The sequence below is a fragment of the Pseudomonas sp. LAIL14HWK12:I7 genome (assembly GCF_000483465.1).
GTDB classification, from domain to species: Bacteria; Pseudomonadota; Gammaproteobacteria; order Pseudomonadales; family Pseudomonadaceae; genus Aquipseudomonas; species Aquipseudomonas kermanshahensis.
Genome location: NZ_AXYZ01000008.1, coordinates 284,920 through 307,844 on the forward strand (window position 1 = coordinate 284,920; position 22,925 = coordinate 307,844).

Consider the following 22,925-nt stretch of genomic DNA (forward strand, 5'->3'; position numbering starts at 1 on the left):
TGATTCGGCACCTTCTGATATTCGCCCGACCAGGTAGTTCCTATGTCCGACCGCAGCGCTCGTCTCCAAGCACTCCAGCACGCACTCAAAGAGCGCATCCTGATCCTCGACGGCGGCATGGGTACTATGATCCAAAGTTATCGCCTCGAGGAACACGACTATCGTGGCACGCGCTTTGCCGATTGGCCAAGCGATGTGAAAGGTAACAACGACTTGTTGCTGCTTAGCCGCCCCGATGTCATCGCCGCGATCGAGAAAGCCTACCTGGACGCTGGCGCCGATATTCTCGAAACCAACACCTTCAACGCCACGCAGATTTCCCAGGCCGACTACGGCATGGAGTCGCTGGTCTACGAGCTGAACGTCGAAGGCGCGCGCATCGCCCGCCAGGTGGCCGACGCCAAGACCCTGGAGACGCCGGACAAACCGCGCTTCGTCGCCGGCGTGCTGGGCCCGACCAGCCGCACCTGCTCGATTTCCCCGGACGTCAACGACCCCGGCTACCGCAACGTCACCTTCGACGAGCTGGTGGAAAACTACATCGAGGCCACCCGCGGCCTGATCGAGGGCGGCGCCGACCTGATCCTGATCGAAACCATCTTCGACACCCTCAATGCCAAGGCGGCGATCTTCGCCGTGCAACAGGTGTTCGAGGATGACAACGTCGAACTGCCGATCATGATCTCCGGCACCATCACCGACGCCTCGGGCCGCACCCTGTCGGGCCAGACCACCGAAGCCTTCTGGAACTCGGTGCGCCACGCCAAGCCGATTTCCGTCGGCCTCAACTGCGCCCTCGGCGCCAAGGACCTGCGCCCGTACCTGGAAGAGCTGTCGACCAAGGCCGACACCCACGTCTCTGCGCACCCCAACGCCGGCCTGCCCAACGCCTTCGGTGAGTACGACGAAACCCCGGCCGAAATGGCCGCGGTGGTCGAGGAGTTCGCTGCCAGCGGCTTCCTTAACATCATCGGCGGCTGCTGCGGCACTACCCCGGGCCACATCCAGGCCATCGCCGAGGCGGTTGCCAAGTACAAGCCACGTGAGATCCCGGAGATCGCCAAGGCCTGCCGCCTGTCGGGTCTGGAGCCGTTCACCATCGACCGCCAGTCGCTGTTCGTCAACGTGGGCGAGCGCACCAACATCACCGGTTCCGCCAAGTTCGCCCGGCTGATCCGCGAAGAGAACTACACCGAAGCCCTGGAAGTGGCCCTGCAACAGGTCGAGGCCGGCGCCCAGGTGATCGACATCAACATGGACGAAGGGATGCTCGACTCCCAGGCCGCCATGGTCCGCTTCCTCAACATGATCGCCGGCGAGCCGGACATCTCCCGCGTGCCGATCATGATCGACTCCTCCAAGTGGGAAGTGATCGAGGCGGGCCTCAAGTGCATCCAGGGCAAGGGCATTGTCAACTCGATTTCCATGAAGGAAGGCGTCGAGCAGTTCAAGCACCACGCCCGCCTGTGCAAGCGCTACGGCGCCGCCGTGGTGGTGATGGCCTTCGACGAGGTCGGCCAGGCCGACACCGCCGCGCGCAAGAAGGAAATCTGCAAGCGCAGCTACGACATCCTGGTCAACGAAGTCGGCTTCCCGCCGGAAGACATCATCTTCGACCCGAACATCTTCGCCGTCGCCACCGGCATCGAAGAGCACAACAACTACGCTGTCGACTTCATCGAAGCCTGCGCCTACATCCGCGACCACCTGCCCCACGCCTTGAGCTCGGGTGGTGTGTCCAACGTGTCGTTCTCGTTCCGCGGCAACAACCCGGTGCGTGAAGCGATCCACTCGGTGTTCCTGTTCCACGCCATCCGCAATGGCCTGACCATGGGTATCGTCAACGCCGGCCAGCTGGAAATCTACGACGAAATCCCGGCCGACCTGCGCAACAAGGTCGAGGACGTGGTGCTCAACCGCACCCCGGAAGGCACCGATGCCCTGCTGGCCATCGCCGACGACTACAAAGGCGGCGGCGCCACCAAGGAAGTCGAAAACGAAGCCTGGCGCTCGCTGCCGGTCGGCAAACGCCTGGAACATGCCCTGGTCAAAGGCATCACCGCGCACATCGTCGAAGACACCGAGGAGTGCCGCCAGCAGTGCGCGCGCCCGATCGAAGTCATCGAAGGCCCGCTGATGAGCGGCATGAACGTGGTCGGCGACCTGTTCGGTGCCGGCAAGATGTTCTTGCCGCAGGTGGTCAAGTCGGCGCGCGTGATGAAGCAGGCCGTGGCACACCTGATCCCGTTCATCGAAGCCGAAAAAGGGGACAAGCCCGAAGCCAAGGGCAAGATCCTGATGGCCACGGTCAAGGGCGACGTGCACGACATCGGCAAGAACATCGTCGGCGTGGTGCTGGGCTGTAACGGCTACGACATCGTCGACCTGGGCGTGATGGTGCCGGCCGAGAAAATCCTGCAGACCGCACGCGACGAGAAATGCGACATCATCGGCTTGTCCGGCCTGATCACCCCGTCGCTGGACGAGATGGTCCACGTTGCCCGCGAAATGCAGCGTCAGGGTTTCAACCTGCCGCTGATGATCGGGGGCGCGACCACCTCCAAGGCGCACACGGCGGTGAAGATCGAACCCAAGTACAGCAACGACGCGGTGATCTACGTCACCGACGCTTCGCGCGCCGTCGGCGTCGCGACCCAATTGTTGTCCAAGGAGCTCAAGCCCGGCTTCGTCGAGAAGACCCGCCAGGATTACGTCGAAGTGCGCGAGCGCACCGCCAACCGCAGTGCCCGCACCGAGCGCCTGAGCTACGCCAAGGCCATCGCGGCCAAACCGCAGTATGACTGGGCAAGCTACCAGCCAGCCGTGCCCACCTTTACCGGCGTCAAGGTGCTGGAAGACATCGACCTGCGCACCCTGGCCGAGTACATCGACTGGACGCCGTTCTTCATTTCCTGGGACCTGGCCGGCAAATTCCCGCGCATCCTCACCGACGAAGTGGTCGGCGAGGCCGCGACGTCGCTGTACAAGGACGCCCGCGAGATGCTCGACAAACTGATCGACGAGAAGCTAATCAGTGCCCGCGCCGTGTTCGGCTTCTGGCCGGCCAACCAGGTCGCCGATGACGACATCGAGGTCTATGGCGATGACGGCCAGCCCCTGGCCACCTTGCACCACCTGCGCCAGCAGACCATCAAGCCTGACAACAAGCCAAACTGGTCGCTGGCCGACTTCGTCGCACCCAAAGACAGCGGCGTCACCGACTACGTCGGCGGCTTCATCACCACCGCGGGCATCGGCGCCGAGGAAGTGGCCAAGGCCTACCAGGACAAGGGCGATGACTACAGCTCGATCATGGTCAAGGCCTTGGCCGACCGCCTGGCCGAAGCCTGCGCCGAATGGCTGCACGAGCAGGTGCGTAAAGAGCACTGGGGTTACGCCCGCGACGAGCACCTGGACAACGAAGCGTTGATCAAGGAGCAGTACAGCGGCATCCGCCCTGCCCCCGGCTACCCGGCCTGCCCGGACCACACCGAGAAAGAAACCCTGTTCCGCCTGCTCGACGGCACGGCCATTGGCGAGACAGGCCCAAGCGGCGTGTTCCTGACCGAACACTTTGCGATGTTCCCGGCGGCGGCGGTCAGCGGCTGGTACTTTGCCCACCCGCAGGCGCAGTACTTTGCCGTGGGCAAGGTCGACAAGGACCAGATCGACAGCTACAGCGCGCGTAAAGGCCAGGAGGTTAGCGTGAGTGAGCGTTGGTTGGCGCCGAACCTTGGGTACGACAGCTAAGACCGTTCTAGCCTGACTGGCCTCTTCGCGGGCAAGCCCGCGCCTACAGGGATTTGCTCGCCCCTCCTGTGGGAGCGGGCTTGCCCGCGAAGAGGCCAGCAAAGCCAACACCCCTTCCATTGCCTACACTGTCCCTGATTGCCTCCGAAACCCAGGAGCCCCCATGGACGACTCAAGCCAAGGCAAGCCCCCCACCTTCTGGCAAATGCTGCACAGCATCCTCGCCGCCGCCTTCGGTGTGCAGAGCGGCAAGAACCGCGCACGCGATTTCACCCACGGCAAAGCCAGCCATTTCATTGCGATGGGTACCGTGTTCACCCTGCTGTTCATTCTGATACTGATCGGCCTGGTGCAATTGGCCCTGCACCTGACCGCGCGTTGAGCCCATGAAAACGCCTGCGGGAATCCCTCCCGCAGGCGTCTTGGCTGCATCACGGTCTGAATGGCAGTCTACTGGTGGCTGACCCAATACACGGCGGTGACCACCACCAGGACGATCAAGCAAAGAATCGCCCAGGCATCGACACTGCTGTCAGCTTTGCGGACCTTGGTTGAGTTTCCCATTGCATTGCCTCTTGTTGTGGTTATGGGAATGCACTTCACCCACAGCAGTTAAGACGAGCAATGCCCTTTCCTCAAGCAAGGTCTTTTGTCCGGCGACGGGCGACGCTCAGGCGTTGCCAAGCCCGCATCCCTCGCCAACGCCGCCAAGTGGCAATGCGTTCAGTAATCCATCGGTGCGGTCAGAAACGGGTACGTGTAGTCAGCCGGGCGCCCTTCAGCGCTGTAGGGCTGAAAATCGACACCATGATCAGCCTGCTCGAGCAACTTGAGCCAACGCCGCGCCTTTGCCTGGTCAATCGACTGCAACGCGGGCACGCTGTGCTCACGCAGGCCATCGCGATTGACCACCACCCCGCGCGCATCGTCGTGCAGCATGACCATGGCCCAGCCACCCAAGGTGAAGTGCCCACCCATCAACACCCCAAGGCGCCCGTCGACCCGCGCCCGCAACGCCTCGGGCGAACTGTTGACGGCGCTGAACACAGCATCGCGCCCTGGCATGCGCCCAGCCGCCTCGAATGCCTGCATGGCGCCGAAGGCCATCTCATCGTTGGCCGACCACACAAGCGTGGTGTTCGGGTAACGCTGCAGCAACACACGCGCCTGCTCGAAGGCGCGCTCACGGCTCCAGCCGCCATACACCACCTGGCGCAGACGCACCTGAGGGAAGTCGGCCAAGGCGCGGCGCATGCCCGCTTCGCGCCGTTGCGAGGCTGGCGTGGTCTTGACCCCGGCGAAGGCCACCAGGTCCACCGGCCCGTCAGTGCGTGGGAGCAAGGCAACCATCTGGTGCAGCATCTGGTAACCGGCCTGCTCGTCGTTGGTGGTCAGCGTGCCCAGCACCTGGGGATACTTCTCGGGCTGCGCCTCGATGCTTTGTGCCTGGCTGGCCGTCAGCCCGTTGTTGACCAGAAACAGCTTGACCCCGGTCCCCTTCGAAAGGCGGATGATTTCCGGCGCCACATACTGTTCGTTGACCAGCACCAGGTAGTCCGGCCGCTGCGGGCCCTTTAGCAGCGCCCGTGCCTGGCTCAGGGTTCGCTCGGCATTGCGCTCGCTGTATTCGACCCGCAGCATCATGCCCAGGTCGTCAGCCGCGGCCTGCATGAAGCGCGCATAACTGACCCAAAATGTCTCGGTGGACAAGCCTGGGTTAAGGAACACGACGGAAGCAGCCTGCGCATTGGCTGCCAACGGCAGGCTCAGGCACAAGCTTTGGCAAAGCGCCTTGAGCATGCGGTAACACCCCTTGCAACAAACCCGCGAGTATAAACCCACGGCACACGCGGACGAACAAATGCCAGTCAGTCTCACTTAGTTCGTTTGGTTCTTTTCATATGCAAAAACATCACTTTAGCGCATAAACACACTCTGATATCGTTCCCCAGCTCCGAACCGGAGTGCGCGGCCGTGCGCGCGAATAGCTGCATGCAGCCTGAGACAGGACTTTTATGTACGTATACGACGAGTACGATCAGCGGATCATCGAGGACCGCGTCAAGCAGTTCCGTGATCAGACCCGCCGCTACCTGGCCGGGGAGCTGAGCGAAGAAGAATTCCGCCCTCTGCGCCTGCAGAACGGCCTCTATATCCAACGTTTCGCCCCGATGCTGCGTGTCGCCGTGCCTTATGGCCAGCTGAACGCGCGCCAGGTCCGCACACTGGCCAAGATCGCTCGCGACTACGACAAGGGCTACGCCCACATTTCCACCCGCCAGAACGTGCAGTTCAACTGGCCGGCGCTGGAAGACATCCCAGACATCCTCGCCGAGCTGGCCACCGTGCAGATGCACGCGATCCAGACCAGCGGCAACTGCCTGCGCAACACCACCACCGACCAGTTCGCCGGTGTTGCCGCAGATGAAATCATCGACCCGCGCCCTTGGTGCGAGATTGTCCGCCAGTGGACCACCTTCCACCCGGAATTCGCCTACCTGCCGCGCAAGTTCAAGATCGCCATCAACGGCTCGAAAGAAGACCGCGCGGCCATCGAAGTGCACGATATCGGCCTGGAGCCGGTGCGTAACGCAGCGGGCGAGCTGGGCTTCCGTGTGCTGGTTGGCGGCGGCCTGGGGCGTACCCCGGTGGTCGGCTCGTTCATCAACGAGTTCCTGCCTTGGCAGGACCTGATCAGCTACCTGGACGCCATCCTGCGCGTGTACAACCGTTACGGTCGCCGTGACAACAAGTACAAGGCGCGGATCAAGATCCTGGTCAAGGCGCTGACGCCTGAAGTGTTCGCCGAAAAGGTCGAGGCCGAAATGGTCCACCTGCGCGGCGGCAACAGCACCCTGACCGAAGAGGAAGTACAGCGTGTTTCGCGCCACTTCGTCGACCCGGACTACCTGGCCCTGGACAACGTCGACTACAGCGCCCAAGACGCCGAAGCCCCAGGTTTTGCCCGCTGGCGCTCGCGCAACACCCGCGCCCACAAGCGCCCTGGCTATGTGGCCGTGACCTTGTCGCTCAAGCCCACCGGCGTTGCCCCTGGCGACCTGACCGACAAGCAGCTGGACGCCGTGGCGGACCTCGCTGAGCGCTACAGCTTCGGCTTCCTGCGCACCTCGCACGAGCAGAACATCATCCTCGCCGACGTTGAGCAGCGCCAGCTGCACGCCCTGTGGCTGGAGCTGCGCGAAGGTGGCTTTGCCACGCCGAACATCGGCCTGCTGACCGACATCATCTGCTGCCCGGGCGGTGACTACTGCTCGCTGGCCAACGCCAAGTCGATCCCGATCGCCGAATCCATCCAGCGCCGTTTCGACGACCTGGACTACCTGTTCGACATCGGCGAGATCGACCTGAACATCTCCGGTTGCATGAACGCCTGCGGCCACCACCACGTGGGCCACATCGGCATCCTCGGCGTGGACAAGAAAGGCGAGGAGTTCTACCAGGTGTCCCTCGGCGGCAACGCTGCGCGTGACGCGAGCCTGGGCAAGATCCTCGGCCCATCCTTCGCCCAGGACGCCATGGCCGATGTGATTGAAAAGCTGATCGCCGTGTACGTAGAGCAGCGTACCGAGGAAGAGCGTTTCATCGACACCTACCAGCGTATCGGCATCGACCCCTTCAAGGAACGCGTCTATGCAGCGAATCATTAAGAACAACGAGATCGTCGACGAAACCTGGCACCTGCTGCCCAAGGAAACGTCGTTCGACGAGTTGACCAACTGCGACGACTACATCGTCCCGCTGCAACTGTGGCGCGACCATGCCCACGTGCTCAAGGCCCGCGACGGCGGCCTGGGTATCTGGCTGGACAGCGACGAAGAAGCGGAAGAGATCGGCGAAGACGTGCAGCACTTCCAGGTCATCGCCTTGAACTTCCCGGCTTTCACCGACGGGCGCAGTTACTCCAACGCGCGCCTGCTGCGTGACCGCTACAAGTTCACCGGTGAGCTGCGCGCCATAGGCGACGTGCTGCGCGACCAGCTGTTCTTCATGGCCCGTTGTGGCTTCGATGCGTTTGCCATCCGTGCCGACAAGGACCCGGAAGACGCACTGCAAAGCCTGAAGGACTTCTCGGTGACCTACCAGGCCGCCGCCGACCAGCCGCTGCCGCTGTTCCGCCGCCGCTGATCTTCATCGCCCCCGGCCCGCGCTCTGGCGGGTCAGGGGCGTTGTTGTACACCCCTCTTCACCCGCCGCCCGTCAGCCCCTGCGCCCCGGTGGCTTCCTGGTCACGCTCACCTCCCCCGCTTCTGCCGCCCGCGCCCACTCGGCTTGCAGACGCCCCAGCGCATTGCGCACCCGCGCCATGACCGCCTCGCTTAAGTGGTTCTGCTCAAGATTTACAGTCTCCGGATGCGCCTCTATCCAGCCGAGTGCCTCCTCGCTCAATGCCGCGATACGGTTGCCACGCAAGTCCACGACCATGTCGGGATGACGCTGCAGCAACGCCAGGGGCACACTGCGCAAGCCGGTTGCGCGTAATGACAGATAGCGCAGTTGCACGTTGTAGTGCAGCCTCGGCGCCATACCCAACGGGTTACCCTCCAGGCTCAGGACTTGCAACCGGGAGAACCATTCCAGTCGCAACTCGCTTTGGGCGTCCAAAACAATCGCGTTGTCGCGCAAATCCAGACGGGTCAAGCGGCCGAGGCCATTCAGTTGCTCCGGCACGCGGGTCAGCCGATTGGCACTGAGGTTCAGGATGCTTAGCCGGGCAAGGTTGCCAAGGCTGCGTGGCACATCGCTCAGCAGGTTGCCACCCAGCTGCAGGTTTTCAAGGTTCGACAGTTGCCCTGCGCGGTCATCCAGCACAGCCATTTGATTGAAAGAAAGGTCGAGACTGGCCAGATGCTCCAACTGCTCGATACCGGCCGGCAACTCGCCAAACTGATTGCCACTGAGGTCCAGGTCCGTCAGTTGCCTGGCATTGCCCAAGCCGTCCAAGGTCTCGAGCAGATTACCCCCCAGATTCAACCTGCGCAGGCGCGGCAAATGCTCAAGCCCCTCGAAGGCCGAGAGCTGATTGCCTGAGAGGTCGACATCCTCCAGGTTGGGGAAGCGCCGCAGGAAGTCGCCGCTCAGTGTGGCAATCTGCTGGTTACGCAGGGACAACGCGCGCAGGCGTTCAAACAGGATGCCGGCCGGCAGATCAGGAAGCGAACTGACTGCCAGCCCATCGACGGATGAGCCCAAAGACGGCAGTTCATCTCGGTAATTTGCCTGCCAGGCTTCGCGCAACACACCGGCGATGTAGGACCGCGCAGCATATTCCGGTTCACTGGGTTGCCCGCGCCACGCCTCGAAGCTGTGTTCAAGCTGCCGCGACAAATGCGCATAGGCAAGGGAACCGGGCCCATGCGGGGGTTCAAGCCGATACCAGGTCCACGGGTTGCCACGCGCAAGGGTCAGCGTGAGTACCTGCTCCTCTTCCCTGCGCTGGGCAACAATTGCATTGACCGGCCCACTTGGCGCATGGTCCTGGCCCGGCTCTGGCACCAGCGCGGCCAAACGCGCACCATACCTGCGGCGTATGGCTGCAAACTGCGCGCTGTATTCGACCCGCACGTGGTCCTGCCAGAACGTCTGCTGCACCAGGAACTGGCTGAGCGCCTCTGGCGTCTCGGCCCGGTGTACGGCAGCCTCGGCCTCGGCCAGGTCCCCCAGCGTTACGGTATCGACGTGCTGAAGGTCCAGGTAGGTCGGTTGGCCATAGAGGCTCAACGGCTCTGCAAGCCCCACCCGGAATGCCAAGTAGATTTCGTCCTGATCAAGTTGGCCTGGCCGCCCTTGCAAGCGTTCGATGTGCCGCGCGGCAAAGCGGTCGACCTGATCGAGCCGAAACAGCTCACGGCCGAGGTTGCGTAACTCACGCTCGACCCGCCGGCCTCGCAGGCCATCGGTGCGCAGCGCGACCTGCAGCCTCACGATCAGCACATCCAGGTCGGCCCGCCCGCGCGGCATGGCGGCCTGCTCGAACACTGCACGCCGCACGTGGGTATGGTGAAACATGGCATTGAGCAATTCACCGACACGACGCCGCATACCCTGCGCTTGCCGGGTAAAGTCTTCTGAGTGCAGCAGTTCTGCGAGGTACCCAAAGAACGCATCGCTGTCGGCTTCGGCGCTTAGCGCTTCCCATTGCCCGCGACGACGGGCGGCTTCCGCCTCGCTCAGCCCCTCGAACCACTGTTCATGCTCATTTACCCTTTCCACGACTGGCGCGGGCGGGGCAACATTTACACGCTCAAGCGCAACCGGAGACAACGGGTTGCCGTGTAAACGCACGCTGTCGGGGTTGGCCCGCAGCAAGGCGGCCTGCGCCTCACTGACGTCAACGATGCGATTGTGACTGAGATCGACCCATTCAAGGTTCGCCATGTGCGAGGTATCGGGTATGGCTGTCAGCCGGTTTCGCGACAGGTCCAGTTGGCTCAGCCGCGGGAAGCGGGCGAGAAAATCGGCGTTGACCGCCGTCAGCTCAAGGTTGCGCAGCGTCAACGCGGTCACATGATCAAAATTCACCGCCGGCGGAAGGTCGGGCAGGCTGCCCAACCGTGTGCCGTCAAGGACCAGTATGGGGTTGCCACTGGCATCACGTACGCGTCGCTGCCAGGCATGCCGAATGCGCCGTGCCACGCGCGTGCGCCTGATCAACTGTATCGGCCCGGACGATTGCCGGCGCCAGCGCCCTAACGCCTGATCCAGTGCACGCAGCGCTTCGCACAGTTGCAGGTAGTAGCTCCAGGGCGTCAGCCCCTGCTCACGGGCGGTATTCGTGAAGGCTTCAAGGGCGCTGTCATCGTAATCGGGGAACAGCCGCTGAATACCCCGGCGCAGTGCGCGATTGCTGCTTTCGCCACGCCCACTCAGGGGGTAGCCCAGGCGACCATCGCCCAGCCGCACCGGTGGCCGAAAGCCCAGCCCGACCGGCGCCATGCCGAGCAGGGTGGCGGCCTTGTCGCGATGCTCGCTGGCCCACTTCGACAAGGCATCGGCCAGTGCCTGCGGGGACTCGCTGGCTTCACCCAGCGCCCGACGCTGCCACGGGTCGAGCTGCAGCAACAGCGCCTGGAACAGGCTGTCCTCGGCATTGGCCGTGGGCAAGGGGCGCCCGTAGGCATCCAAGGCTTGATAGCCCTTGGCAGTTCTGAGCACGCTGCGCACTTCAGTGGCGGCCTGGGCACCCGCCCAGGCGGTCCGCTCGCCGGTCAGCGTGCCGCTGCGCAGCTCTATGCGTACAGCTCGCCAGGGCGCCCGGTCGGCAATCAAGGCCAAGGCCAGTTGCTCGCTGTCGCGATTGAGCGCTGCCGCTTGCAGCAGGCCGGCACAGGCGCGGTCCAGGCGCGCATCCCGCAGGTACCAGCGCGCCTGTTCGGCCAAGGCCAGTGGTACGCGCTGGCGTGCTTGCAGGTGCTCGACCTGCGCCTCGGTAGCGTGCTCGATGATCTCCCGCGCCCCGCTTACCGTGAGCCCGGGGAAGTCACGCTGCAACAGGGCTTCGTCCACCGTGGGGGGCGCTTGCTGCGCCTGCAGATGACGCTCGAAGCCTTCGTCCCGCAACCAGGGCAACTGGTCATGCAGTTGATAACGCTGCACGGCATCCAGCAGCCGCGCGGGGGGCGGTGCGTGCTCTACATGCAGCCGGCGCAGTCGGGCCTCGTCGAGCCCGGTTGCGCGCAACACTTTATGGGCCACCTGGTCATCGAGGTGCGCCAGGTCATGGCCCAGGTCGCGCAACAATTGAGCACTCCCCTGCCACTCGTGGGGGCATTCGAGTTCATGCTGCCAGCCGCCGGCATCATTGCCCTCAAGCAAGGGCGCATAGGCATCGGCGTGGACAGGGTGGCGTATGCGCCGTTGCTGCGATTCAGCGTCCAGCTCGGTCAAGTGCCTTGCTACCGGTGTACGCAGGTACTCTCGCCCCTCTGCCACGGTCAGTTGCCCCACAGCGCCTGGCCCCTCGACGGCATACCCGGGGAGCTCGGGGTCGCACAGTTTCAACCCGTGCGGACCTGCCAGCACGGGGACCCATTCATCGACCACGGCTGCACGGGCCAAGCGATGCGAGGCTGCACCCGCGCCGACATTGGCGGCTGTCATGATCACGGTCTCGGCCACCGCATAGGCATGCTCCAGTGCGCCCTGCCGGTCACCCAGCTGCCAATCGGCATACCCCTCGTACACCTCGTCCGCCACCTGCAGCGCTGTGATGCCCAACAACGGCAACGCCAGCACCGGTAAGGCGAAACTCGCCAAGCCCAGTGCATCGAGGGCAAAGCTCAGGTAGAAGTGCAAACGCCGATCCCGCGCCTGGGCATCCACAGCGGCGGTGGGGACGGCATGCACTTTGGCGTTGTCCAGCAGGGTATCGATCTGCTGCTTGCGCAAGTGCTCGAACAACGGCAGCTCGATCGCCTCGTGGCGGCCGTCGAGCTGAACAGGTGCATTTTGGCCCGCACGTTTCAACGCGTTGTCCAGGGCTCGCGTGTAGGCTTCTCGGTCTCGCTCACCGATGAACCGCTGGAAGAACTCGACGTACTTCGGCAAGCGGAATTGTTTGCCCAACGTTAGGAACAGCGAGTCCCAGGAGGCGAACCAGGTCAATGGGCCGTGAGGGTCATCGGGGATCCAACACAGCACGCCGTCCTGGCCAGCATGACGGACCTGAAAGGCCACGGCCCCTCGCACCCACTGGCCAAACACCCTGATTTGTCGCGGCTCGAACCCGGCAATCGCTGACTTTGTCGCGACCATGGCCACCAGCGGCGCACACTGCTCACAGGCATGCGCCACAATCTCTCCATTGACCAGCGACTGTCGCAGGGCAGCCTCCAGGCTTGCGCGAAAGCCCTCCTCCATCAACGCTTCGATGTGCCGGCCAGCCTCCCCGCCTGGGGTCAACTGCCCCCGCAGGTAAGCCTGGTATTGGCCACCCAGGTCGAGCGAGCGGCACAGCAAGGTGAAGGCCCTTGGCGAAAGCCCGAGAGTTTGCCCCTCGCTGTCCAATACCGCACTCCCCTGCATGAGCCCAGTGGCGAGGGTTTCGCCCTCGGTGAAGTTGTGCAGCGCCGACTGCAGCAGGCTGTGCTGGTAGACCTGCGTTTTGACCCCATCTGGGATCTGGGCAACGAACGACGGAAAGCGCTGCAAGGTTCTGCGCCGCAGCGTGGCCTGGCGTACATCGAGTGTCAGCGAGTGTTGTTCCCGCAATGCGTGTTGCAGCAACGGCGCGGCAAACGCATCCAATGGCGTGATCCGCGCCAGCAAACCGTGCAGCTCATGCTGCACCTGCTGCTGCCAGCGCTGGCTTTCGTGCAGGGCGTAGAGGGTCTCCAGTGATGCCGCTGTGAGCCAAGCAGGCAAACGGCTGGCGATCAGGGCGTCGGTGGAATCGCTGGCAAAGGGTAGATCTGGCATCGCAGGCTCCTAGGGCCGGAGCTGCGATTGCACCAGTGCAGGGCGAGGCGTTTGCGGTAACTATGCAAAGCACCCCGCCCGCAGCGGTATCAGCCGCGTTGGCTCAGCGTGTCAAACTGCGCCCACACTGCCCGCCAACGCGCCAGGTCCTGCTCATCAAGGGGGTTGTTGTTCAGGTTGAGCCGGTTGGGGTATTGCCGAATCCACGCCAATGCTCGCTCGCTCAGCTCGACGATCAGGTTGTCGGCGAGGTCCACGTACACCTGTGTATGACGCTCCAGAAACGCCAAGGGGAACTCACTCAGACCGGTCGCGCGCAGCGACAGATGGCGCAAGTGGTCGAGGTTGCGCAGCGGCGGGATCATGCCTATCGGATTGCCCTTCAAACTGAACGTTCGCAGCTCACTGAACGCCTCCAGGCGTTGGCCGCCTGCCACGTCGATGACAATCTGGTTGTCCGCCAGGTACAGCTCGGTCAACTGCCGCAGCCGCTCCAAACCCTCGGGTATCGCCTCAAGCTGGTTGCCGCGTAAATTGAGGATTCTCAAGCTGGGCATAGTGCCAATCACCGTCGGTACGCTGCGCAACCTGTTCTCGGCCAGGTGCAGCTGCAACAGCCTGGTCAGCGCGCGCAGTGTGTCCGGTAGCTCGCCAAGGCGATTACCTGAAAGATTCAATTGGGTCAGGCCGACCATGCGCTCGATACCCGCTGGCAGCGACGTGAACTGGTTGTTGCTCAGGTTCAGGTACTGCAGCCGGATCAACCGGTGAATCTGCTCGGGTAGCGCTGACAACAGGTTGTCACTGAGGTCCAGTTGGGTCAGCAGTGTCAGGCCCTGCACACCGTCAAGCACAGCCAGCTGGTTGCCCCGTAAGTCCAGGCGCGTGAGCCGGGTCAGGGTTGCCAACCCGGGCACCTCCGTGAGGGCGTTGTCGTTCGCGATCAGTTGGGTCAATGACGACAGGTGCTGCACCCCCTCAAGGGTGGTCAACCGGTTATGCTGCACATCTAGGCTGACCAAGCGACGCAGGTTGCCTAGCCCAGGCAGCGCCATCAGCCTGTTGCCGCTCAACTGCAAGCTTCGTAACTGAGGGAAGCGGCCGAGGAAATCCCCCTCCAGCGCGCTCATCCCGACATTGCTCAAGCTCAGGCGATGCAAATGCCCAAAGTGAAGATCTGCCGGCAGTACGGGCAGGTTGCCCACAGGCTCGTTGCGTACAATCAACTCATCGACCCCGCCAGGGCCATAGAAATCGGGCTCCCAGGCCTCGCGAATCATTTGCCCGACGCGCTGACGTCGATGGTAATTGACGGCCGTAGCCTGCCCCCGCCAAGCGCGCAAGCTCACGTCGAGCCGTTCGACCTGCCTGGCCAGCTCGCTGAAGGCTGTCCAGACCGTGCGCCCTGGCCTTTGCGCCAGTTGCAGCGCGAGCCACATCACATCCTGCGCCGGGCGATGCGGAAACAACTGGTGCAACCCTGCCCGAATGGACTGGCGTGCCTGCATATCAGCAGTGGTCAGGACCTGACCGCGCGGTAAGCGCAGGGCATCGCCACCGCTCAATGGGTAGCCCAACCGACCATCGCCGAAACGCACGGGCGGACGAACTACCCCCTCTTTTGGCGCCATGCCAAGCAATGTTGCCGCGCGCTCACGTTGCTCACCGGCCCGCACCGCCAAGGCATGCCCAAGTTGCTCGCCGGTCTGGCCACCCTCACCTAGTACCTGTTTTTGCGCCTCATCGAGGTGCCACCACAGCGCCTGGAACAGAGTGCCATTTTCGCTGGCAGCAGGCGACGCTTGGTAACCCTGGCCGCGCCTGATGACGTAACGCACGTCAGCGGCCCCTTCTGCCCCGACGTGGGCGAGCAGGTCCCCGCTCAGGCTTTCATTGCGCAGTTCGACCCGCACGCTTTGTGCCCATGGCGCCGCATCAGCCAGCAGGCCGAATGCCAACCGTTCGGTGTCGGCATTCACCGCCGCCGCTTGATAGAAGCCTGCGCAGGCACGGTCCAGGCGGCTGTCACGCAACAGCCAGCGCGCTTCGCTGGCCAAGGCAAGCGGCACGCGCTGGGTGCCGATCATGCGTTCGACCTCTTCAGGGCCGGCGCGCTGGGTGATCTGCCGCGCAGCGCGCGGGGTAAGGCCCGGGAAGTCGCGCTTCAACAGCTGCTCTGCCGCCTCCAGGGGGCGTTGCAGCCCACTCAGGTGCAGCTCGAACGCATCGCCGTGCAATTCAGGGTACTGCGCATGCAACTGATAGCGCTGCAAGGCGTCGTGCAGCCGCGCCGGTGCTGGTGCATGCTCAAGGTGCAGGCGCCGCAGGCGCGCCTCATCAAAGCCGGTCGTGTGCATGACACGCTCGGCCGTCAGGGGGTCGAGCGCCGCCCATGCGCTGTTCAAGCGCTGCATCAACTGCGTCGCCCCTTGCCAGTGCTGCGGGGTTTCCAACTGATGGCACCAACCGCCCTCGCCGTTGCTGTCGATCAAGGGCGAGTAGGCGCTCGGTCTGCTGGGGTGCTGAATACGCAAGCCCGCGCCTTGCGCATCCTCGGCTACCTGGTAGGTCGCCAAATGGGTGCGCAGCCGTGTCTGCCCGGCCACACGGGTACGCTCGCCAACGGCCAACCCCACCTGCGGCACCGCGTAGCCGGGTAGTTCAGCATCGATCAGGCGAACCTCGTCGTGTGCCTTCAACACCGGCACCAGCGCATCAACGTACGCCGAACGCTCGATCAATCGTCCCGCCACGAGCCCAATCGATGCCACAGCAACGCCGGCAATCACGTTTTCGGCAACGCCCCACAGGTGGTTCAACGCGCCCTCACGGTCACCTAGCTTCCAATCTGCATAACCTTCATAGACTTCGTCAGCGATCTGCAAGGCAGCGATGCCCAACAGCGGCAGGCCAAGAACAGGGACAAACAGGCTGGCCAACCCCAAGAGATCGAACCCTGCGCTGGCATAGTCGCCCATGCGTCGTTCGCGCTCAGCCTGGTCCGCCTCGGCAGTTGGCGTGGCCAGTACACGCGCATCGTCCAGCAGCGTATCGAGGCGGACTTTTCGCAGATGCGGGAACAACGGCCGATCAATCGCTTGGCTACGACCGTCTAGCTGAACCGGCAGCGCACCCGCTCTGGCCTGTAGCAAACGACGCAGTGTGCGGCTGAAGGCACAGCGGTCACGCTCGCCGATGAACCGCTGGATGAAGGCTGGGTAACCCTTCGCCTGGCATCGTCGACCCAGGCCGTGCCACAACTCATCCCACGTCGCAAAACGCTGCAGCGGACCGTGGGGGTCATCGGGAACCCATAGCACCACACCCTCCAGAGGCGCACTCGTCAGCCCCCCTCGCCGCGCCTCGAAAGCCAAGACGCCGCGCAGTTGCTTGCCCAGCACACGCAGATCAAATGGCAACAGGCGCGTAGTGTCGGAGTCCACCACGGCCACCGTTGAAAGCACAGGGAGGAACTGCAGGTACACGCGCTCATCAATTTCGCCCTTGAGCACAGCCAGACGTACATCAGCCTCCAGGTTGGCACGCGCGCTGTCTTCAAGCAGGGCCTCCACGCGCTTGCTCTTCTCCCCCGGCCCCAACAGAATTGATTCAAGATGGTGCTGGTAGCGCCCTCCCACGTCCACACTTCGGCAAAGCGCTACATAGGCCTGCGGGCTCAGTGACTGCGGCTCACCTTGCGCATCGACGATGACGTGGGTTTGAAAAGCACCAGAGGGCGGTGTCTCATGCTCGCTGAAATTGTGCAGCGCGGCCGTCAGCAAACTCACCTCAGCGATCTCGCTCACCGAATTGCCCAGCCCCCCAGGGCCCACCGATGCAATCGGAAGGGTGGTGGTGGTGCGCAGCTTCACCTGGCGCACATCCAGCGCCGGCAACTGGCGATCACTCAGTGCCTGGTCTAGCAATGTCTTGGCAAAAGCGTCCAGTGGCGTGACACGGGAAAACAGCTCAGCCAAGCGGTGCTGGCTACGTTGCTGGCGCTGCAGACTAACCCGCAGTTTGCCCAAGTGATCCTCGGATGCACTGGCAAGCCAGGCCGGCAAGCGGCTGGCGATCAGGGTATCCACTGCGTAGGGTTGAGGCTGTGGTGAGGGCATTGGCGGCTTCTCTGGTTGGTCAAAACCCGAGATAAACAGCATTCCCCCCCACCACTGCGGTACTTAATGCTCCTGTGCAGGATGACGCATGCACGCCTCAACGGTGAGCTCACGAATCAACGTATGGAAAACAGCGTTTCGCTCAGCCGCCAACACTGCCATACGCTGCATGTATTCATTTGGATCGATCGCCAGGGCATCCAACGCATCCACGCGCGTATTGAAACCCAGTAGCCGAGCATCAAACCGTTCAGTAAAGCGCTGATTGAGATAATCCTGCCAGTACCTGCTGCCTGCAAGCGATTCGATGAGTGCTTCAGGCCTGCCTTCCTGCAAAAGGGACAACTGTTCGCGAGCCAACTGCACATAGGCACGCTCAAGTTCATCACCCTGCAGGCCTTCAGTACGCAGCGCGCGAACCCGGGCGAACTCAAGCCGATCGAGCTGGGCCAGATAGCTCTCGGCCATGCCCTCTCGTTGCGCTTCATCGAAAATGGCCCCTCGAACGCGTGCGTTCAATTCACAGGCGTCGATCAGGCTCCACACTCGCGCCTGTAGGGCTTCAACATCCTGTTGAAAATCTGCGGTTCGACTCAAACCGTCCAGGAACGCCAACCAATCTTCGACACCTGGCTCTGCCGTGAGCCGTGCCCATTGCGCTTGCCGTTGCTGCTGTAGTGGCGAGGGCAGGCCTTGCAGCCACCGATCACGCGAGGCGTCGACGCCATGATGCTGAGCCTGCGGGTTCGCCATCCTCACCACTACCCGCTCCGGCGCACGGGCAGCCTGAGCTTGCGGCTGTGGCTCCGGCTGAGGCGGTTGCGCAGGCTCCAACACTGGCTGGACAGCCGCCAACCGACGCGCGCTGCCTTCAGACAGTGGATTGAGCTGGAGGTTGACGCCCTGAGGGTTCGCTCGGATCAAGCGGACCGCTTCCTCACTCAGCTCACTGATACGATTGCCATCGAGCCTGAGCGTCACGTTGGGGTGTTCACGCATAAGCGCCAAAGGGAACTCGCCCAGTTGGCAATTGGCGACCGCCACGCTCTCCAGTGAAGTGCTTTGCGGTAGCGTCGGTAGGCTACCGAGCGGGTTAGTGCTCAGGTCCAACATCCTCAGCGCTGACAATGCGTTCAGTCGAGCGGCGCCCCCGACATCCACGACAATCTGGTTGTTCGCCAGGCCCAACCGTTGAAGCCGGCCAAATCCACGCAAGGCGTCGGGTACCTGGGTGAGGCGATTGTCATTCAGAAACAGCATCGTCAGGTCAGTCAATCGCTCCAAGCCTTCAGGCAGCGACGCCAACTGGTTGTTGGACAATGACAGATCATCCAGCCTGCGCAGGTCACAGACCCATGCCGGCACTTCGCTGAGGTGGCAGTTGTTGATCCGCAACTGAATCAGATTAGTGAAGCGGCTGAAGTAGTCGGGCGCGACGCTGGAAAAATCGATGTTTATCAGCCGCAGCCAGCGCAGCCGCCCCCAACTGATCGTGTCAGGAAATGGCGGCAATGCACCAATCTGCGCACCGTCAATGCGCAGGGCAAAATGTCGCTCGTGGGGGGGCGATACGCTTCCCGGCACCTCCGGCAGCCAGCTGGCAAGCAGACGCCGTGCAAAGGCCAGCCGGTTAGGGTCGTCGCCGCACCATTGCTCCAGGCTTTCTCGCAACGTACTGGCCTGCTCAAGCACATTGAGATGTGCAGCCAGCACCTCATGCTGTGGCAGACGCGCACTGGCATTGGTCACCTGGTTGCCAATCCTTATCAAGATGGCGCGAAGTGCCTGCACGCGCTGAGGATCATCTGCAATTATCTGATCACCCTCTTGAGGTGCAAACGGATCCACCGGTTCCAAGCGATCATTGGCGTCCAGTCGCTGAACAGACGCCTGGGACAAGGGGTTGTAATCGAGGCAAATACGCGCCCTGTCGCGAGCGATCAATCGCAAAGACTCATCATCCAGCTCAACGATCCTGTTGCCCTCGAGCGCTAGGCTCATACTCGGATGCTGGCCAAGCAGCTCGGTTGGAAACGCCTGCAGTTGAGTGTTGCGCAGCGTAACCCGTCTCAACTCGATGCTTCTGACCAAAGAAGGCATGCTCGCCAGCGGGTTACCGTCGAGTATCAACACCTCCAGCTGTTGCATGCTTTCGAGCCGAGCGGCGTTTTGTGCATCGATGACGATACCGTTGCTTTCCAGATTCAAGGTCCGCAGTTCGCCCAATTGCCCAAGCACCTGCGGGATCACCGTCAAACGATTGTGGCCCAGGTCCAGGCTCGACAAACGCGCCATGCGCGAAAGTTGAGCCGGCAGTGCCGCCAAGCGGTTGCCTCGCACGCTCACGTGGGTGAGGTGTTCAAGGTTTAACAGCCACTGAGGCAGTGCCTCCAAGGCCGTATTAATCAATCTCAAACTACGCAGGCCGGCAAACTGTTGCGCAGTGAAGGGCGGCATCTCTGTTGCGCTGGCGTTGCGCACCGTCAAGCCGCTCAGTCGGCCCCAGCCAACGGTGTGCGGGAACGGTGGCACCCCGCCGGTCAGCGCGCCGTCAAGATCAAGTTGGAAGGTTGGCGTTTCACCTGGCAACTGTGGATGCCAAGCCTGCAGAATCTCGTGCGCCATGATCGCTCGCGACGCACTCCAATGCAGCCGCACACCACGGTCCGCACCTGCAGCGCGTTGCGCCGCATCCCCCGCTTGGCTCCAGGTATCCAGGCTGGTGCGCAATGTACTGACCTGCCGCGCCAAGTCAGCATAATGGTTCCAGACATCCCGCCTTGGCGTGCGGGCAATGGCATCCGCGTACTGGCGCAGGGTTTGCTCTTCGCGGTCGGGGAACAGGCGCCGTAGGCCTTCGAGAAGAGGGCGAACCTGCGCCTCGTCGATCACCAACGAAGGTTGTTCTTCTGGCAGACGCATACCCGGCCTGCCACTTAACGGATAGCCTAAACGCCCGCCGCTCAAGCGTGCGAGTGGCCTCAAGCCCAATGACGCGGGTGTCAGCCCAATCAATTGTTCCGCCTGTTCATGGCGCGCGTTTGCGCGCTGTCTCAAGCCATCCCCCAACTGCGTGGCGGACTGCCCTGCCTCCCCCAGCACACCGCGCTGCGCTGCATCCAGCTGCTTTAGCAACGCTTCGAAGAGGCTCTCACCCTGTACAACGTTAGTCAGCTGTGTGCCAGTGCCGCTGTAAGCCAGGTATTGGTCGTTATCTCGGACAACGATACGCACCTGATCGGCGTTGTTCGCCCCTGCCCAGGCGATCAATTCACCCTCTCGAGTCGCTTGGCGTATCTCCACCCTTTCGCCTTCAGGCCAAGGCGCCCAGCCTTCGAGCAGCCCTAGGGCCAGCCGCTCGGTATCGGCATTGATCGCCGGTGCTTGCCACAAGCCCGCGCAGGCGCGGTCCACGCGCGCATCGCGCAGGTACCAGCGGGCAGTGCCAGCCAGCGCCATGGGCACTTTCCGCTGAGTGATCATGCGCTGCACCAGGCTTGGCTCGGCATTGGCGACGATCTCCTGCGCACCACGCACACTCAGCCCGGGGAAAGCACCCCGAAGAATACTTGCCTCAGGGGAGGCCAAAGGCTGCTCCGCCTGTAACCGTTGCTCGAATGCTGCACCCTGCAGCCCGGGCTCACGTTGATGCAGCTGATAGCGTTGCAGGGCATCGAGCAGTTGTGCGGGGGCTGGCGCATTCTGCGCATGCAGACGGCGTAAGCGGGCTTGGTCAAAACCGGTGATGTGCAACACATCGTTTGCCGTGGCATCGGATACCTCACTCAACGCGCTACCCAAACGCCTGAACATCTGCGCTGCATCCTGCCACTGCTGCGGAACTTCAAGCGCGTGGCGCCAGCCGCCGGCACCATTGTGCTCCAGCAACGGCGCGTAGGCTTGCAGGCGCGTTGGGTGCAAAATGCACAGCTGTCGTGTCAACGGATCCTCAGCGAACCTGTAGGTGCCAGTGTGGGTGCGAAGTCGCTCCTGCCCTGCCTCGCCGCCTCGCTCACCCACCGCCAACGTGTCGTCCAGCACTTCGTAACCCGGCAGTTCGGGGTGTACCAGGCTTACCTGCCCCTCAGTCAACCGCACGGGCACCAACCGGCGCACCAGGCCGGCGCTTTTGAGCACACGCCCAGCAATTACGCCGACGCCGACACCTACCCCAACCAGAGCGATGTTCTCGGCAACGCCCAACAGGTGCTCGAGCGCTCCCTGCCGGTCGCCCAGTTGCCAATCGGCATAGCCCTCGTAGACCCCCGAGACCACCTCGACCGCCGCAATGGCCAGCAAGGGCAAGCCCAACCAAGGCACGAACAGGCTCGCTACCCCAAGCACGGACAAGCCTACATCCAGGTAGAAGTGCAGGCGCGCGTTGCGCTCATTACTGTCCTGATCTGCCGTGGGTACCGCCAAGACCCTGGCATCATCAAGCAACGTGTCGAGCTGCACCTTACGCATGTGCTCGAACAGCGGCAGCTCGATAGCTTCATAACGGCCGTCGAGTTCGGCAGGCAGGTGGGCAGCCCGCGCTGCTTTTGCTTTGCTCAGCGCCTGGGTGAATGCCATTCGGTCGCGCTGGCCGATGAAGCGCTGGAAAAACGCCTCATAACCGGGCAGCCGGAACAGCTCGCCTAAGCTACTGAACAACGTGTCCCAGTTGCCATACCAGGTGAGGGCCCCCTGCTCGTCACCTGGGATCCAGCAAAGTACGCCTTCCAGAGGTGCAGTTGCCTGCCCGCCTTGCCGCACTTCAAAGGCCATAGCCCCACGAATTTGCTTGCCGAGCAGCCGCAGGGCTTTGGGGATCAACACCGCTGAATCACTGCCCTCGGTGGGCACAGATGACATGAGCGGTAGAAACAGCTGATAACTTCGCTCATTGATCTCACCCTTCAAGGCCGACAGCCGCACTGCCGCCTCCAATGCTGCCCGGTGGCCCTCTTCGATTATCCGGTTGACACGGTGCCCCTCCTCTAACGGGGCTTGATAGCGGGCCTTGAGGTAGTCCTGATACTGCTTGCCCACATCGAGTGTGCGACAAAGCTCAGCGAATGCCACGGGCGCAAACGCAAGGGGGCTGGCGTTTTCATCGAGCAATGTCGCGCCGTCCTGAGAGGCCGCCTCACCCGCACTGAAGTTGTGCAGTGCGGCCTCAAGCAACGAATGCTTGAAAAACCGCACTTGCGGCTTGCCCAGCAGTTTTGCCAAGGGTGCAGGGAGCACAACTTTCAACTGAATCTGCGCCTTGCTCACGTCCAGCTGCAACTGCTGATCGTGCAGAGCCTGCTGTAACAGGGGGGCGGCAAAGTCATCGAGCCCAGTAGTCCCTTGGTAAAGACCCTGTAGCTGCTGCTGAACGTCCATTTGCTGGCTCAGGCAAAGGTTCAGTGCCCTCAGACGCTCCGGTGTGGCATTGGCCAGCCAGTTGGGAAGGCGGCTGGCGATCAACTCGTCCAGCAGGTCGTCGCTATGGGTTGCCATCGGCATGATCGAGCGCTCCACTTGAATTGGGGCTTGATCACATCAGCTGCGCTGCAGGCGGCGGTGGTAGATGAATACCTGCTTGCCATTGAAAAGCGATTGCGCAGAGCGCGCATCGCGACGCCATTACCT

At 62.8% G+C, this 22,925-nt stretch carries 8 protein-coding genes; 4 read left to right on the forward strand and 4 right to left on the reverse strand.

The window, feature by feature from the left end:
* The first annotated feature begins 42 nt into the window (after positions 1 to 42).
* Together metH and D886_RS0110435 are read left to right on the forward strand one after the other, a co-directional pair.
* Positions 43 to 3,750, forward strand: a complete 3,708-nt coding sequence (gene metH / locus D886_RS0110430; protein ID WP_027593879.1) for a methionine synthase — start codon at positions 43 to 45, stop codon at positions 3,748 to 3,750.
* Positions 3,751 to 3,913: 163 nt separating this feature from the next.
* Complete coding sequence (locus D886_RS0110435; RefSeq protein ID WP_027593880.1) at positions 3,914 to 4,132, forward strand: DUF2970 domain-containing protein; 219 nt, start codon at positions 3,914 to 3,916, stop codon at positions 4,130 to 4,132.
* Positions 4,133 to 4,473: 341 nt separating this feature from the next.
* Here D886_RS0110435 and D886_RS0110445 read toward each other — a convergent pair whose 3' ends face one another.
* Entirely contained in the window at positions 4,474 to 5,550 is a 1,077-nt protein-coding gene (locus tag D886_RS0110445) for an ABC transporter substrate-binding protein (protein WP_027593881.1), read from the reverse strand.
* 215 nt (positions 5,551 to 5,765) lie between these two features.
* On the opposite strand from D886_RS0110445, the gene D886_RS0110450 reads away from it, so the two are divergent.
* The gene (locus D886_RS0110450; protein ID WP_027593882.1) at positions 5,766 to 7,418 is read left to right on the forward strand and encodes a nitrite/sulfite reductase; all 1,653 of its coding nucleotides are present in this window, start codon (positions 5,766 to 5,768) and stop codon (positions 7,416 to 7,418) included.
* The gene (locus D886_RS0110455) at positions 7,402 to 7,896 is read left to right on the forward strand and encodes a DUF934 domain-containing protein (protein ID WP_027593883.1); all 495 of its coding nucleotides are present in this window, start codon (positions 7,402 to 7,404) and stop codon (positions 7,894 to 7,896) included. The genes D886_RS0110450 and D886_RS0110455 overlap by 17 nt, the downstream gene beginning before the upstream one ends.
* A gap of 72 nt (positions 7,897 to 7,968) precedes the next feature.
* Here the strand turns inward: D886_RS0110455 and D886_RS0110460 are convergent, their stop codons facing one another.
* The 3 genes from D886_RS0110460 to D886_RS27440 all read right to left on the reverse strand — a co-directional run bounded on the left by D886_RS0110460 (position 7,969) and on the right by D886_RS27440 (position 22,814).
* A complete protein-coding gene (locus tag D886_RS0110460) occupies positions 7,969 to 13,185 on the reverse strand; it encodes an NEL-type E3 ubiquitin ligase domain-containing protein (protein ID WP_027593884.1) in 5,217 nt (1,738 codons plus the stop codon).
* A gap of 89 nt (positions 13,186 to 13,274) precedes the next feature.
* Positions 13,275 to 17,303 (reverse strand): leucine-rich repeat domain-containing protein, encoded by a 4,029-nt coding sequence (locus tag D886_RS27435; protein ID WP_177323888.1) that lies wholly within the window; start codon positions 17,301 to 17,303, stop codon positions 13,275 to 13,277.
* A gap of 63 nt (positions 17,304 to 17,366) precedes the next feature.
* Positions 17,367 to 22,814, reverse strand: a complete 5,448-nt coding sequence (locus D886_RS27440) for a dermonecrotic toxin domain-containing protein (protein ID WP_155951415.1) — start codon at positions 22,812 to 22,814, stop codon at positions 17,367 to 17,369.
* Positions 22,815 to 22,925: the final 111 nt, after the last annotated feature.

Excerpts from the sequence above, each read along its gene's own strand:
- metH (WP_027593879.1), top strand. The coding sequence starts at position 43 with ATGTCCGACCGCAGCGCTCGTCTCCAAGCACTCCAGCACGCACTCAAA.
- D886_RS0110435 (WP_027593880.1), top strand. The coding sequence starts at position 3,914 with ATGGACGACTCAAGCCAAGGCAAGCCCCCCACCTTCTGGCAAATGCTG.
- D886_RS0110445 (WP_027593881.1), bottom strand. The coding sequence starts at position 5,550 with ATGCTCAAGGCGCTTTGCCAAAGCTTGTGCCTGAGCCTGCCGTTGGCA.
- D886_RS0110450 (WP_027593882.1), top strand. The coding sequence starts at position 5,766 with ATGTACGTATACGACGAGTACGATCAGCGGATCATCGAGGACCGCGTC.
- D886_RS0110455 (WP_027593883.1), top strand. The coding sequence starts at position 7,402 with ATGCAGCGAATCATTAAGAACAACGAGATCGTCGACGAAACCTGGCAC.
- D886_RS0110460 (WP_027593884.1), bottom strand. The coding sequence starts at position 13,185 with ATGCCAGATCTACCCTTTGCCAGCGATTCCACCGACGCCCTGATCGCC.
- D886_RS27435 (WP_177323888.1), bottom strand. The coding sequence starts at position 17,303 with ATGCCCTCACCACAGCCTCAACCCTACGCAGTGGATACCCTGATCGCC.